9 protein-coding genes and 8 pseudogenes are annotated in these 14,766 nt (G+C 57.3%); 7 read left to right on the top strand and 10 right to left on the bottom strand.

All coding sequences use genetic code 11. From position 1 onward, the window contains the following. Positions 1–265: 265 nt before the first annotated feature. Positions 266–394 (bottom strand): annotated as a pseudogene (locus tag AC1D2N_RS34415) (transposase); the annotation flags it as partial. Between the two features lie 330 nt (positions 395–724). On the opposite strand from AC1D2N_RS34415, the gene AC1D2N_RS34410 reads away from it, so the two are divergent. Further along, a complete protein-coding gene (locus AC1D2N_RS34410) occupies positions 725–1,387 on the top strand; it encodes a hypothetical protein (RefSeq protein ID WP_130660447.1) in 663 nt (220 codons plus the stop codon). 803 nt (positions 1,388–2,190) lie between these two features. Here AC1D2N_RS34410 and AC1D2N_RS34405 read toward each other — a convergent pair. From AC1D2N_RS34405 to AC1D2N_RS34395, 3 genes and pseudogenes are all read right to left on the bottom strand, one after another. Further along, positions 2,191–2,871: pseudogene (locus AC1D2N_RS34405) on the bottom strand (IS5 family transposase); the annotation flags it as partial. Continuing rightward, positions 2,816–3,214 (bottom strand): annotated as a pseudogene (locus AC1D2N_RS34400) (dihydrodipicolinate synthase family protein); the annotation flags it as partial. The pseudogenes AC1D2N_RS34400 and AC1D2N_RS34405, both read right to left, overlap by 56 nt. 60 nt (positions 3,215–3,274) lie before the next feature. Continuing rightward, positions 3,275–4,510 (bottom strand): trans-sulfuration enzyme family protein, encoded by a 1,236-nt coding sequence (locus AC1D2N_RS34395; protein ID WP_065277598.1) that lies wholly within the window; start codon positions 4,508–4,510, stop codon positions 3,275–3,277. Between the two features lie 81 nt (positions 4,511–4,591). On the opposite strand from AC1D2N_RS34395, the gene pdxR reads away from it, so the two are divergent. From pdxR to AC1D2N_RS34365, 6 genes and pseudogenes are all read left to right on the top strand, one after another. Continuing rightward, complete coding sequence (pdxR, locus tag AC1D2N_RS34390) at positions 4,592–6,073, top strand: MocR-like pyridoxine biosynthesis transcription factor PdxR (protein WP_065277599.1); 1,482 nt, start codon at positions 4,592–4,594, stop codon at positions 6,071–6,073. A 251-nt stretch (positions 6,074–6,324) separates the two neighbouring features. Continuing rightward, a complete protein-coding gene (locus AC1D2N_RS34385) occupies positions 6,325–6,816 on the top strand; it encodes an MOSC domain-containing protein (protein WP_065277600.1) in 492 nt (163 codons plus the stop codon). 5 nt (positions 6,817–6,821) lie between these two features. Then, the gene (locus tag AC1D2N_RS34380) at positions 6,822–7,772 is read left to right on the top strand and encodes a PDR/VanB family oxidoreductase (protein WP_130657491.1); all 951 of its coding nucleotides are present in this window, start codon (positions 6,822–6,824) and stop codon (positions 7,770–7,772) included. Between the two features lie 62 nt (positions 7,773–7,834). Continuing rightward, complete coding sequence (locus tag AC1D2N_RS34375) at positions 7,835–8,116, top strand: thiamine pyrophosphate-dependent enzyme (protein ID WP_176707490.1); 282 nt, start codon at positions 7,835–7,837, stop codon at positions 8,114–8,116. Further along, positions 8,110–8,810, top strand: a pseudogene (locus AC1D2N_RS34370) (transketolase); the annotation flags it as partial. The gene AC1D2N_RS34375 and the pseudogene AC1D2N_RS34370, both read left to right, overlap by 7 nt. Positions 8,811–8,868: 58 nt before the next feature. Next, positions 8,869–9,374: pseudogene (locus AC1D2N_RS34365) on the top strand (IS6 family transposase); the annotation flags it as partial. Positions 9,375–9,423: 49 nt separating this feature from the next. On the opposite strand, the gene AC1D2N_RS34360 reads toward AC1D2N_RS34365, so the two are convergent. The 6 genes and pseudogenes from AC1D2N_RS34360 to AC1D2N_RS34335 form a co-directional block, all read right to left on the bottom strand. Beyond that, positions 9,424–10,470, bottom strand: a complete 1,047-nt coding sequence (locus AC1D2N_RS34360) for an LLM class flavin-dependent oxidoreductase (RefSeq protein WP_065277604.1) — start codon at positions 10,468–10,470, stop codon at positions 9,424–9,426. Positions 10,471–10,620: 150 nt separating this feature from the next. Then, positions 10,621–12,303, bottom strand: coding sequence for an SDR family oxidoreductase (locus AC1D2N_RS34355; protein ID WP_065277605.1), 1,683 nt, complete (start codon positions 12,301–12,303; stop codon positions 10,621–10,623). Positions 12,304–12,618: 315 nt separating this feature from the next. Beyond that, positions 12,619–13,185, bottom strand: a complete 567-nt coding sequence (locus AC1D2N_RS34350; RefSeq protein WP_065277606.1) for a nuclear transport factor 2 family protein — start codon at positions 13,183–13,185, stop codon at positions 12,619–12,621. After that, a pseudogene (locus AC1D2N_RS34345) lies at positions 13,163–14,290 on the bottom strand (cytochrome P450). Before AC1D2N_RS34345 ends, AC1D2N_RS34350 begins: the two are co-directional and overlap by 23 nt. 178 nt (positions 14,291–14,468) lie before the next feature. Continuing rightward, positions 14,469–14,630 (bottom strand): annotated as a pseudogene (locus AC1D2N_RS34340) (cytochrome P450); the annotation flags it as partial. A gap of 27 nt (positions 14,631–14,657) precedes the next feature. Further along, positions 14,658–14,766: pseudogene (locus AC1D2N_RS34335) on the bottom strand (IS6 family transposase); the annotation flags it as partial.

Genomic DNA, 14,766 nt, shown 5'->3' with positions numbered 1-14,766 from the left:
GGACTGAAGACGGGCAGCTTCGAGTGCCTCCTTTGAAATCCACGTCCTTCGGGTTGCTATATGTCAGGATGGAAGCGCCGTCTCAGTCGAACGCTTGCAAATCAGGTCGGCGAGCGGTTGGAAAAAATCATGGAAGACATCGGTGCGACGCCAACAAAGGACGGCTCCGTTACAAAGGCTTCAACAGGTGTGAACCAGCACTGCAGGAACATCGAAAGATGGTAGGAAAGTCTTCGGGAACCGCCGGCAACATGCCAGCGTACTATTTCTTCCAGTTGAAGTAAGTAGCCTGGCTGATCCTCGTTTTCCAGCAGATCTCAGCAACCGACACACCTTCATCACCCTGCTTCAAGATGAACGCCTTCTGCGCCTCCAAAAACTGCGATGCCTTCATCATCTTCCAACCCTACCGGAAAACACTGATGACCAGCGCAATCTAGCTACACCACTGCCTAAGGACGTCATCCCTGCAAGGATGAGGCCGGAGTATTTTTGACCGGGGCGGAACAGCACGGCACTTACCCCTTCCTGGTGCACGGGATCCCTCGGCGTGGCGCTTGATCATCATCCATGATCTCACCAGGACTAGCCAACAGCGTTTTTCGGTTGGGATAGGGTTGATGACAATCAACTTACGACATCGTCACCTTTGTCGGCTTCGCGACACGCGTTCTTCCTCCCCGATTCAGTTTTTTCGCCCACCTAACTGAAATTGCAGCAAATAATGTTCGTCAGCTCCATCGGCGCGCATGGCATAGATCTTGTAAGGGATTGCGAGGCGGCGGGAGCGACGCCGCCATCTAGATTGCGGGACAACGCAATCGTTCGAACTGTTGAAGGAACCACCATGCCGGATCCTAATTTGCGTTTTACCATGTCGCGCATGAAAAGGATAAGCGGATTTTTTTTGCTCTTCTCCGCTCTCTGTTGCAGCTATGCGAGCGAAGCCTTGGCACAGGTTCCAATTCGCCAGGCCCTCACTCTTTACGGAAACGCCGTGGGGAGCGGACTGTGCCGACAACTGGGCGTCAACAGCCTGTGGGTCTGCATGCTTTCCTACAGTCCAGATATATACCTGACTTTCAACGCTCACGCAGCTTTGCAGATTATAGTGTGGACGCCGACCTGTGTAGGATTTTCGCTCTTGGACGGCACGTGGCCCAACGAACTGGAGATCGCCTCTGGCGAGCCGGAAGAGGTCTGCAACGTCGCAGTCAAGGAAAATTATTTGAAAAGACTGAATGCGCAGGCTCAAAAAGCAGATTGCGAAGAGAGTTTCATACGTGCGCGCATCATGAACAGAATCAACTGGAAAACCACCCAATTCTACATCCAGCAGTGCAAACTCAATCCGGCTCCGCTCGAGGACGAGGATCAATCAGAATGAGACTCGGCGTGCGGCGAATACATTCGTACGGTTCCGGATGACGTCGGCGCATGCCCAGCACCGGTTCCACGCCGTCCCTGACATAGTGGACGACGCAGCATGGTCAGTGCGGCCTTTTGGCCCTCGCGAAACGAGATGGGCGCAGCTCCGAGGTCTGATTTCGCGTCCAGGAGACAGGTCTGGTCAGCGATCGCCACCGGAGCGCACCCGTCTGGAGGCTTGAGCATTGCACTTAGTTCAGGCATCCACTTGCGTCAGCCGCATCCCTGGCGTCCGCTGCTCGACGATTGGGTCCAGTCGACCTCCAAAAAAGGAAGCCCCGTCACGAGAGGCGGGGCTAGTTAAACTTCGACAGAAGGAGTGGGCCGCGCAGAGGCACCGAAGTGCTGTGTCAAACCTACGACCCGGACCCTTACTCACGCCGCCCGCATTGGTTCCCGAGCTGGCGCATATGGCTAGTAAAGTGGAAACACTCGCTTGGTGGCTATTGGCTATCTCGGGGATGGCGCCATCGAGGGAAACCTCGCGAAGAATCGTTTCCTCCTTCCCTCCTTCACAAGTGCCCATTAACGCGTGATCTGCTTCGGAAATTTCCGTCAAAAACCTACACTCGTTCGAGCGGCGACAGCAGAGCGTGGATGAGCGGATCGCGACCCGGATCAGAGACAGAAACTCATAATTTAAAAGCGCTTGGCAACCCTGCTTCAATCCGGATCGGCGGGGTCGGCGATCGGCTGCAGCGATGCATATCTTGAGAAATAGGTGTGTGCGCGGCGGTCGTATCGGGTGTGAATCCGCCTCTAGTCCTTGAGCCTGCCGAACATGTTTTCGATCTTGTGGCGTTCTTTGTAGAGCGCCGAATCATGTGGGATGACGATCTTGCGGTTTGCCCGAGATGGAATGAAGGCCGTGATCTTGCATGCGGCCAAGGCGTGCCGAAAACCAGTCGGCGTCATAGCCCTTGTCGGCAATAGGGTCTTGGCCTTTTGGGAAAGGCGGCGGGCATTTTCGCTGCCCTTTGTAGTCGTTCATCTGCCCGTCGCTCAGAAGCAGGATGAGCGGTCGACCATGCCATCGCAGACGGCATGCAGCTTGGAGTTCAATCCGCCTTTGGTGCGTCCGATACGTCGGGGAACATCCCCTTTTTTAGCAGACTGGCTGCGGTGCGGTGGGCTTTCAAGTGGGTAGCGTCGATCATCAGCGGCTCGGGCTTGCCCCATTTGGCGGTCAGTTAGGCAAAAAGCGGTTGAACACGCCGAGCCTGCTCCAGCGGATGAAGCGGTTGTAGATCGTCTTGTGCGGGCCATATTCCCTGAGGGCGTCGCGCCACCGTAGCCCGTTGCGCAAGACGAAAATAATGCCGCTCAAAATCAGTCGATCGTCCCGCGCGGAATACCGTGGGATAGCGGGAAGTACGGCTCGATCCGAGCAGATTGACAGTTTGCTCTCGCGGGCAACGGTGGAGAAATGCTCGAAGACTTCATCCACGGTGAGGGGCGCGTAGGAGACGGCGGCAAGCAGGCCTGCGGTAGCACCCAAAGCTTTGGCATCCTGAGCCAACCTGACGGCCTCGTCGGTTCTCAAAGCACCGACTCCCACGACAATTGGTATGCGACCGCCGGTTTCCTCGACCGCTAGCGCAAGAGCCCGGCGGCATTCCTCCCGTGACAAGTACATATAGGTGCCGGTACTGCCGAGGAGACTGATGGAATCGACCTTGGCCGCGGCAAGACGGGCAATCAGCTTGCGGAGTGTTTCGGCGTCAATCTTGCCGTCGCGGTCCATGGGCGCGATAGGAAATGCAGATAGCCCACTCAAAAAGGTCATTCCATGCCCCGATAGTCGTCTTGTTCGCTGAGATATTTGAATGGCGATGCTATAGTTCCGTCATAGGACCTGAAGGGCCTGACGCAGATCGCCGATCAGATCGCCAACATCCTCAAGGCCGACAGAGAGACGGAGGAGGTCTTCCCCGACCCCTTCGATCAAGTGTGCGTCTTTCCTGATCGACTGGCGCGCCCGGGTTATGCTGGCTGGATGATAGATGAGACTGTCGGTGTCACCCAGGCTTACAGCGCGCGTGAGCAACCGTAGCCGGTCGAGCATTGTCCTGGCACCGTCGAACCCAGCATGAAGGCCGAAGGCAAGCATGCCGGACCCATCAGACATTTGCTTGCGGGCGATCGTCTGATCGGGATGGGAGTCCAGGAACGGGTAACTCACCCAGGCGACGGCGGGATGCGCCTCGAGCATGCGCGCGATCGAAAGCGCCGAAGCACTATGTCTCGCCATCCGCAGAGACAGCGTCTTCAGGCCGCGCATGATGAGGAACGCGGAGTGCGGCGACAACGTCGCCCCGGTGATGTAGCGCAGGCCGGTCTCATGCAATGTATTCAGCGTTTCCGCGTCGCCCAGCAGGGCGCCACCGAGTGTGTCGCCATGACCGTTGATGTATTTTGTCAGAGAATGCAGCACGATGTCGGCGCCGTGCTCGATCGGGCGTTGCAAGGCTGGCGAGGCGAATGTGCTATCGACCGTGACTTTGACGTTCCGTTTGTGGGCTCGCTCTGCGATTGCCGAAATGTCGAGAATAGCGCTCAGCGGATTGACGGGGGTCTCGAAATAGACCAGGCGGGTTTTCTCCGTGATTGCCGCGTCGAGATTGCGCGGATCCGAAAGGTCAACGGAGACGACCTTGATGCCGAAGCGAGGCAGACCTTGCTCGACCATGGCAACCGTATTGGCGTAAAGCGTCTTGTGCACCACAAGCTCATCGCCTTGCGACAACAGTGACAGGACCAGGGTGCCGAAGGCGGCCATTCCGGTCGACACCACGAGACCCGCCTCGGCTCCTTCAAGGTTTGCAAGCCTTCGCTCGAGAATTTCGGTCGTTGGGTTATATTCACGGGCATAGAGCCTGCCGCCCAGCGCTGCCGCCGCGTCATTTGCCGCCACACTCTCAAAGCCGTAGGTCGATGTCATAAAGACCGGAGGCTGGACCGCTCTCGAGAACCCAGCCGGATCGAACGCGTGATGGATTGCACGGGTATCAAACCCAAGCTGCACGCCCTGCGACGGTTCGGAGTGGTCCTGAAAATCGCCGTGTTCGCCGCTGCCAGTCATTGCTTCGCGCTATCCTCTTTGCTTTCGACCACAGTGGCAGCATACTGGTCCGCAAGAAATAGCCAGTTATGCGGAAAGAAAATGGTCCAGTTAGCAAGTCAGGCAACAGCTGATCGCGCAAGGAAGATGGGCGCGCGCCAGATCTACGAGGCGCTCAAGGATCAGATCGTGAGCCGCGTTTATGACACCGGTGGTCAACTGCCGTCATCTCGAAATCTGGCGAACGAGCTTGGCGTTTCGCGAACGACGGTGACGGTCGCCTACGAGCAGCTTTCGGCGGAGGGTTTCGTGGAACTGCGCCAGGGAGCCCGACCGCGGGTCACTGGCGTGCCCTTCGGACACCGCCTGAGAGCTGCCACGCGGGAGCAACAGAGTGCTCAGCGCCTGTCGGCCTATGGCGAACGACTTAAGGCGACACCTCCGTGGCTGGATTATCTGCCGAGCTCCGTCATGATTGATTTCCGTTATGGCGATCTCGCCCCGTCCGATTTCCCGGCGCTTGCGTGGAGGAAAGCCGTCAACGCGGTCATCGCTCAGCGACCGGTCCGCTTGGCCTACGACGACCCGCGGGGATCTTTGCGGTTGCGGCAAGCATTGCAGGGGTATCTATGGCGCGCCCGCACATTGCGGTGCGAGCTGGAGCAAATCATCATCGTGAATGGCTCTCAGCAAGGGTTAGATCTTTGTGCACGGCTTCTGCTCGACCCTGGCAGCGACTTCGTTATGGAAAACCCCGGCTATCGCATGGCGCGCCAGATCTTCGCCAGCACCGGCGCCTCTCCGGTCTCCATAGCTGTCGATGGCGAGGGCTTGCAGACCGAACTTCTGAAGGCTGTGCGAGCCCGGCTAGCCTATGTCACCCCCTCCCATCAATTTCCGCTCGGCGGGGTCATGCCAATTTCTCGCCGTCATCAGCTTCTTGAATGGGCGCGGGAAAACGACGCCTTTGTGATCGAGGACGACTACGACAGCGAGTACCGCTACGATATCAGTCCGGTGCCTCCACTCCATAGTCTGAAAGCTGGACGCAACGTCGTTTATCTCGGGACGATTTCAAAAACGCTATCGCCGATGATGCGCATCGGATATCTCGTTGTCCCGCAGGAACTGCAAGACGTATGCGCAACCGCCAAGCAACTGTTCGACAGGCATTCATCGGTAACCGAGCAGGAAGCCCTGGCATCCTTGATCGAAAGCGGCGGCTATGAAAGCCATGTGCGGCGCGTACGGCGGCTAAACAGAGATCGCCGGGAGACTTTGTTGAACGCGCTGCAGCGCGCGTTCGGCGAACGGATTACGGTGGAGGGTGCCGATGCCGGATTGCATGTCGTGGTCTGGTTCAACGAATTGCCGAGATCGTCCGAGACACGCTTGCTGCAAATCGCGCAACGCACCGGTATTGGCGTCTATTGCATCTCACCTCTTTATGACCCGCAACCAGGCACTGTGACGGAGGACAGGCTCGGACTTGTCATGGGCTATTCAGCCTTGAGCCCGAGGCAGATTGAACGGGGGATCCAACTGCTTCTGATAGCGATTGAGACAGTGACAGAAGAATTCTGAAGTCGCATTCGGCATATCCAAACCCAGACAATCACGACAGGCCCTTCCCCCGACGACCGCCAGTCGCATGAAAATTGAAACTGGACCAGAAACAAGTCATCAAACTGGCACTGTCGAGAAGACCAGTTCTCCGCCAAAGTTGAGGAAGAGCGGCGACGGGCGCAATGACTGTTGGGATTTGTCATTCCACAGCCGAGCACCAATATCCGGTAAACAAAGTTGAGATGGTCTTCGCTTGATAGGGCAGATGCATGACTTGGCAGGGTAAGGTGCTCCACATCCATATTGCGCCGGCAGCGTCCTACGAAATGGAAGAACTGGCGGAAGCGCAGCTCATTGCAGGGCGTGGAATTGTTGGCGACCGCTACTATCTTGGCACTGGAACCTATTCACCGAAACCCGATGTTCGCGACGTCACGCTGATCGAGGTCGAGGTTCTCGAGGCGATGGCCAAAGGTGAGCCACAGATCCCGGGGTTTAAAGCCGCACTTGCGCCTGATGATCATAGACGCAATCTGACCACCCGCGGCGTCCCGCTCAGTCATCTTGTCGGCAAACGCTTTCGGGTAGGCGAAACAATTCTTCGGGCAGCGCGGATGAACTTTCCCTGCAAGTATATCGAAGAGTTGCTCGGCATTCCCGGGCTTTACGACGGTCTTCTGAACCGCTCCGGCCTGAATTGCGCGATCGAGGTTGGTGGCATCATCCGCCCCGGCGATCCCATTCTTCCGTTGGACGAGTGAACGACATGGCATCACCACGTATCATCATGAAGCTGAAGGTTGTCGCCACCCGCAAAGAACCGGGGGACGTGTTCGTCGTCGAACTCGAGCATCCGCGCAAACCCCTACTGCCAGCCTTCGAACCGGGCTCTCACGTTGATGTCCACCTGCCCGACGGGCGGGTTCGCCAATATTCATTGTGCGGTGACGCAGCCGAGCTCTGCCGCTACACGATCGCCGTGAAGCGGGAGGCGGACGGTCGTGGCGGCTCGGCGTGGCTTCATGATGCCGTTTGCGTTGGCACCGTTTTGCCGGTTTCTGCGCCGCGCAACCATTTTCCGCTGAAAGAAGGTCATGGGCCGGTCCTGCTGTTGGCAGGCGGGATCGGCATCACGCCTCTCCTGGCGATGTCAAGCGTTTTGAACCGGCAGGGCAAACCGTTCGAGTTGCACTACTTCACCCGCAGTCGCGCGGTCGCGCCCCTCTTGGCAGTGATCGAGAAGGCTATCGACGGTAGCAAACTGCGACTTCACTTCGACGACGAGCCCGAGACAAGACAGGATATCGAAGCCTTGCTCTCGGCCCGTCAAAGCGATGCGCAGGTTTATTACTGCGGTCCGCCGGGCTTCATGGCGGCAATCGCGCGAGCCACCGTAAATTGGCCGGAGGGTTTGGTGCATTTCGAGGCGTTCCAGCCCGCCGCAAACGACGATAGTCCACCGGAGCCCTTCACGATCATCCTGCGCAATGGGACGGAGGTTCCGGTTCCGACCGACACGTCAGCGCTGTCGGCAATTCGCGCGGCTGGGGTGTTATTGATGGCATCTTGCGAAAACGGCGTATGCGGGACCTGCGAGTGCGGCTTCCTGGAAGGCCAGCCGATCCACAGAGATGCGGTCCTGTCGAAAGACGCCCGCAGCCACCGGTTCATCCCCTGCGTATCGCGCGCAAAGGGTGTGCTGCGGCTAGATCTGTAAAGTCTGGCACTGGCGGAACGGAGGTGACAAGGGGAGAACGGATGAGACCGGAAATAACGTACTTGAACGAGATCGAGCGATGCGTCTCCTGGATCGCTTCGTGGACCATCCACCCTGCCAACCACATTTGCCAAGGCGGCGAGGTGAAGGTCGGCGGCCATCAGGCGTCTTCCGCCTCCCTGAGCACGAACATGACCACGCTCTACTATTCGGTGCTCAGGCCGCAGGACCGGGTGGCGGACAAGCCGTATACCTCTCCGATCTCTCACGCTATCCGAGATGTGGCAGGCAATCAGACCCGCGAAAAGCTGGAAAATGTGTGCGATCGATTTATTTACGGGTAGCCGATCAGCTCAGTTATGCTTGCTACTAGGATGAGCGTTTCCTGCTGGTCGTGACGCCGTCAGGGTCAGCCTTGCCCCGGAAGGTGGCGTCCATCAGTCCATCGGCGCCCGCTGATCGGTAGGCTCAGGAAGGGCTGTGCGCCTTCGAACCGCTATTGTCGACGAATTGGCGGTCATCATGCTTCGCGTTCGACTACATGTAGCGCGAAGGCGACCGCGACGAGATGACTTTGGCTGCGCGACGAGACGGGAGCATCTATTTATTTGCGTCTATCTACCCGGCCGTTGGAGCAACCGACCCGTGACACGAGCAGTGGCGCAAGATGTTGTCGCTGTTGCCTACTGGTTACGCCAACCTGGACCGAACGCCACCGTGTTGTCGCCTACCAAGGTGTGGTCACCGGACGCGATTGCGGCAACGGGTCTTCTGGCTGAAGATCGGCGTGATTTCGGGCTGCTCGCCTTTATATCGGCAAACAGGCTGAAGGCCGGGTTGCAGGTAGCCGAGCGTGCCCGCTAGCGAGGACAAGCCGACGCGATGAGCTGTGTTGAGCGTCTGTTGGCGCCGCTGTTGCGAGATTGCGGGGTCGTCACGGTGATCGATGGTCACCTCGCAACGCTGGCCTGGATCGGTGGCGTCTACGGGCATCGCGTCAAAGCCTTGGGTGTCGAGCATTTTGGCCAGACAGGGACGAGACTGCAGCGGAATGGGCTGCCAGTTCGGCCGATAATATGCGCGTTCCATCCGACATCGATCCAGGGGAAGTTTTGCCGACAAATGGCATCTCGACGAAATGGTCGTTGCTATCAAAGGCAGAAAATACTGGTTGTGGCGGGCCGTCGATGCTGTGGTTACGTTCTCGATGCATTGCTCCAGAGCCGCCGGGACAAGACGGCGGCCCTCCGACTAATGCGAAAGCTACTGGAGGGCCAGTGCGTCGCGCCACGTGTCATAATCACCGACAAGCTCAGATCCTACAATGCAGCCAGAAGAGAAATCATGCCCAGTGTTGAGCATCGCTCGCATAAGGGCGTGAATAACCGGCGGAGAATTCGCATCTGGCTGTTCGACGACGAGAACGAGGCATGATCCGGTTCAAGTCGGCAGGGCAATGCCAGCGCTTCATATCCATCCATGGCCCGATCGCAAACCTGTTCCATCTTCAACGCAAGAAGACTACCCACTGCCGAATATCGAAAACTGCAAAACGCCGCCATGAGCAGGTGGCGGGAAATCACCCTGTCGACTGAGGCATAACCCAGGCCCATCGTGGCCAATCCTGTGCCCGACGCTAGTTAAGGCGGCGCTACCGACTGAGGGACCTATTGACTGCTGGAATGATCTTATCTCCCCAGAGCTCTATCTGACGCAGCATCGTAGTCTGATCGAGGTCTCCCAGTTGGGTCTGAATCGCAATCTGGTCCGGCTTCAGAATTTCGATTTCTTGCAGGAGGCGGTCAATGACTTGATTTATGCTACCGATCGGCAGGTTCTCCTGCATCGTCTCGAGAGACAAATCCTGCTGCGTCGGCGTTGCCTGCAGCATATAGCCATCGTGGCTCTGCTGACGACGCTGATGAAGCGCTTCGGATAGCTGGCGCTGAAAACGCGCGTTGTCGAGATAGCGGTTGATCTCCGCTCCGTCATCGCTCGCGTAACAGCAGCGCAGCAATGATATCTTCGCGTCGCCAGGGCTCTTGAACTCGGCAGCTGCTGCCTCCTGGATCATTCCTCGCAAAGCACCCAAAGTTTCCAATCCGTTGTGTAGCGCGGTTACGAGGAGATTATGTCTCTCACGATAAGCCCGCCGCATACTGCTCGGAGACCCGGTTGCGATCCAGATCGGCGGCGAGGGCTTTTGAATAGTTCGGACCGAGATCGCAGTCGGAGGGATCTGCATAAAGTGGCCGCTGTGCGAGAAGATTTTCTGACTAAGACCTTTGAGCACAATATCAAGATATTCCGAAAACACGGCTGGCGCGTTATCAATGTTGACGCCGAAGCGCTCGAATTCGAACTGCTGATACCCTGAGCCAACACCGAGCTCGAGGCGGCCGTTCGAAACTACATCGGCAAAACCGATTTCGGCGAGCAAGCGCTGCGGCTGATAAAGCGGCAGGACGCAGACAGCGGTTCCAAGACGAATTCTTTTTGTTACGCCGGCGCAATGAGCGACCATCATCAGCGGCGACGGGACCAGGCTGTAGTTGTTAAAGTGATGTTCGGCGAACCAAGCGGTATCGAAGCCTGCCTGCTCAGAAAGGACGGTTTGTTCAATGGCGTCGTGGATGACGCTGTCCGACGTTTGGTGATAGCCGCGCTGGGTGGCCAGAATGAATGTCGCGAACTCCATGCAGTCTCCTTGTTCGCTATCGGAAAGACCCGACGTAGGACGCAGGTCGTAAAGCCTTAGCCAATCCAGCTTTCGATGTTCGAGTAAGCGGCCATCTCGCGAGAAGCTGCCTCTGCCATTCGCCTTGAACCGCAGAGCGTGTCTGCGGATTCAAGGAGACGTTCCATCGAAAAATGCCGCAGTACGCACTTTGCGCCCGAGTGTGCTGGACTTCCCTGGAATCCTCAGCTTCGTGCGATCGTCATCACATAGGCGATTGCCAGTTAGATCAGATTTGCTGACGCAACTCGGCCCGAAGTTTGAAGTCAACCCGCCATCCACATTGAGGATCGAGCCGGTAATGTAGGAAGCGTCAGCCGAAGCCAGGAAGTAGGCTGCGTCGGCCACTTCTTCCGGTTCTCCAAGCCTGCCCATCGGGATCTGCCGCGCGACCCACCTCGACATGAATTTCGACCAGTGGGTGACGCCAAGTGTGCGGATATGGCCTGGAACGATTGTGGCTGTCCTTACGCCAAATGGTCCTAGTTCTGCCGCCATGCACCTCGTGAGCATTTCTATTGCCGCGTTGTATGCATCGGCGGTATGGCGAGAAGCGGGGCGCAGAAAATCCGCGCAGGCTCCGAGGTTGAGGATCACGCTACCAGGTCGCATCACCTTGATGGCCTCGCGGGCGCAGGTGAAGGCGCCGGTGAGATTGACACTCAGCCCCCGTTCAAAAACTTGCGAAACGTCTTCTATGGATAGGACAAACGCGCCCTTTGGTGCAGCGCAGTTGACGAGAATGTCAATATGGCCGTAGCACTGCCGCAGTTCGTCAAACAGTGCGACGACCTCGCTCTCTCGGGTGACGTCTGCCGATATTGCCAGATGCTTGTCACCAAGCGAACTCGCCAAATCTGCCGCTGCCTCGCCGTTTTTGTCGACGATCACCACAGTGTCGCCTCGTTCGGCAAACCGGCGAACGACAGCAGCGCCTATCCCTTTCGCACCACAGATGACGACCGCAATTCGCGCATGGGTGCCTTCAACGCGTCTTGGGGGCTCTGCATCGCGTGAGTTGTCCACTGTTGGATGCGCTTCGCCGGGCTGGTTGAATGACATCAAACCGCCATCCACGACCAGCGTTGATCCGGTAATGTACGCTGCCTGCACACTGACCATAAAACGAACTGCCCGAGCGACCTCGTCAGGCCGAGCCATGCGCCCCATTGGTATGCGGCTCCTGACTTGAGCAGAACGGATTTTGCCCGCGCGTTCTAACTCCGCAATCATCGGCGTGCGCACGTAGCCGGGCGCTACGGCGCACACGCGGATGCCGCGTGGAGCCCATTCGCATGCCAACACTTTTGTGATCGCGATCAAGCCCGCTTTTGATGCGGCATATGCGTTGCGATGAGGGTTGGCTAGTAATCCAGCGACCGAGGCGACGTTTGCGATCACGCCGCCAGGCTTCATTCGTCGCGCTGTCTCGCGCGCCATGATATTAGGTCCAACGAGGTTTACCCGAAGGGCGAGTTGAAAATCTTCGACATGGGTATTCGATGTCGCCACCAGGTCAGGCCCCACCGCCGCATTGTTGACAAGCACATCAATATGCAAAAACCGTTCTTCGATACGACTGTATAGCGACAGGATGTCTTCCTCGCGCGAGACGTCGCACTCGAGACAGAGATGCGGATACTCGAGATGGCGTGCCATCTCGAGCACGCCACTGTCAGGGAGATCTACGGCGACGACAGTGTCCCCGCCTGTGGCAAAAAGATCGACCAACGCGCGGCCAATCCCGCCTGCAGCACCCGTGATCACGACGACGCGCCCTAGCTGCTGTTTCATGAGAACTCCTCTGCACGCTGAGTGTCGGGCCTCGCTGCAGGAGCCCGGGAATGCAACGTCGGCATTTTCCTGAGGCAGAGCCGCATTCCGACCCTTTCTTTAGGAACGCGTCTGCACAAGTGAAGCAACGCTGGGGCCGTTCTCTCAGGAAAACGTTGAGACGAGATCTCTTTGTACTCTCGTAATTGCTCCGCCAACACCGGGCTCTTGCTGGATGAGCACGTCGGCGGCGCAGATATGAAGATCAAGAGACAACCATTTGTGCGCATCGTCTCTAAGCAGACACAAGGGGGAGGAAACGGTGGATGTTGCAGATCAATCATGGTCATTCGCCTCCGATGTTGGTCCACATCTCGGGCTGGTGCCTTTGAGAAGCGCATAAATCGGATCATTCGGATGCGGCGCTCCAATTGGCCGTCGTGATGCGAACCTTTCGCTGTCAGGCAGTCCGGGTGGGATCTGCTGCTCAATCCAATCGTAAATCACTGTTCGGGCTATGATGCGCCACTCCCCTTCCCGCTTGTGGAACAGATCGCCGTAGCGGCCGCACAGGAGCACCTGCCGTATCTCACCGCCTGCGTCCGGTCCACGTTGAAGCGCCGTGAAATAGCTCTCGACCGTGGCCTCTGACGGGCTGGAGAATTCAATCAGTATATTCGCTATCTGATGAACATTGCGCGCCTCGGTCTCGAAGATGCCAAGCGCAAGTCGGATAAAGCCCTCGGATGGTCCAGAATAGCCCCCATGGTTGTCATGCGCATCCGGCCAGTACGCGCTGCGCAGCGCCGCCTCATCCCCCCGGTCAATCCCGCGGCAATACCGGTAGAGGCAGTCTCTGATGGCCTCGCGGTCGAGTAGCTCACTGATATTGGCTTCGTCCATTGTTTTTCCCACCATCGTTGAGTTTGCTAGGACCAGTCAAAATTAAATATTTGAGCCCGAGTACATGACCCCGATGGGTCATCGGCGACATACCTCTTTGATTCGAAAGGTGGGGATCCGAGTCAGCCAATCGCGGTTAGCAATCATCGTTGCGCAGGAAACGCTCCCTTACGCATCGACAGTCCTTCGAAGTCCACGTCTTTCGTAGCCACGCGGTAATCTGAACGGTTGAATAGGCACGCAACAATTCTTCAACTGCGGTTGCGATCCGGGTCGGCTCTCTCCGCAGCGATTCCTGATCCTCCGGATTGCGTGCGAGATAGGCCAGGTCTAAGCCTAACGCGGCAGCGACCGTGTCGAGTCCGGCACTCAAGAAGAGTACGCCGATGCCCCGGACTTCCTCATCTGTCAGGGAACGAGCCTGGACCTGCGCGTGCACGATGTATGTCGTGAAATCGGCAGCCGATTGCTGCCGACGGCTCGCTGCAAGTTCGTCGATGAAACTTACGATTGATTGGGCCGCTTCGGTACGTTTAACATCATTGCCGTGGAGCAAGTCGCTCACCCAACCAATGAGCTCGTCGGATCCGCTGTTTGAGAGCCCCATAGAGCCCAGGTAGACTTTGACTTTGACTGTGAATAGAAGGGCGAAATCTTTCATGACGCCACATCCGGTGCTCCGAGCGATCAGATCGATAATCGCACTTGCTTGCTTACGGACATTCCGCTCCAATGCCATAACTCCCCTCAGGGAGAACTGCGGATCTAAGAGTGCACGAAAAATGCCATGGGCCCATGGTTGGAGTTCCAGCGGGATCATTGGCCAGTTTTCACCAAGTGCCGAGGAGAAGATGCTGCGATGGCTGGAAATAGTTTCGACATCCTCTAGCACCTTGCGCTGGTCGCACGCGCCCGTGATCACCCAGGTACCCCGCCTGTATCGAGTGTTAAAGGAGGAATAAAAAATGTGGGGCTCTCGATGGATCCGAGAAAAAACTGCGTGTGGATCTCGGTTCGCTGTTGGTGCCATGCCTGGGGACGTGAACAAGCTGAAGTCCCTCACCAAACTGGACCGAACATGATCCGGAATGAAATCGCTCTGCACTCTGTTTTCTCCTTCTGTGAACCAGCCGATCCGCGAAGCAGCGTCGCAAATCTCATACCAATTGAGACGAGGATCGGGTTTACCTCCGATTTCAACGGCTTAACTCAGATAATGATCTAGATATGATAAAAGGCTGTGTGGCGATTCCGACAAAGCCGACAGGAAGTGTCTTGCGACAGATGTCGGCGTGGCGGCTCAACAGAAAGAGGCCTGAGGCCGCGCGATGCACCGGATCATGCTCGCGCAACCACCGCTTGAACGGGTACGGGTCGTGGGTGCAGGCTGGCGACGTCAGTTCGGCGAAGGCGTCCGGGTAGGCGATGTCACGTTGTTTGATCAACGGCCGTAAAGTCGCTTGTCGGTAAACTCATGCAATTGCAGCGGTCACGGCTTTCCACTGCGCCATGGCGCGGATGCGATGAATATGGGTGGCTAGGGCTGAGTGTCTCTGGTGCGGCGCGACGAAAAGATTTCGG

This window comes from Rhizobium sp. P1_B8, assembly GCF_056406515.1.
The sequence above is the reverse complement of the archived record's forward strand: the minus strand, read 5'-3'. Positions and strand labels throughout refer to the sequence as shown.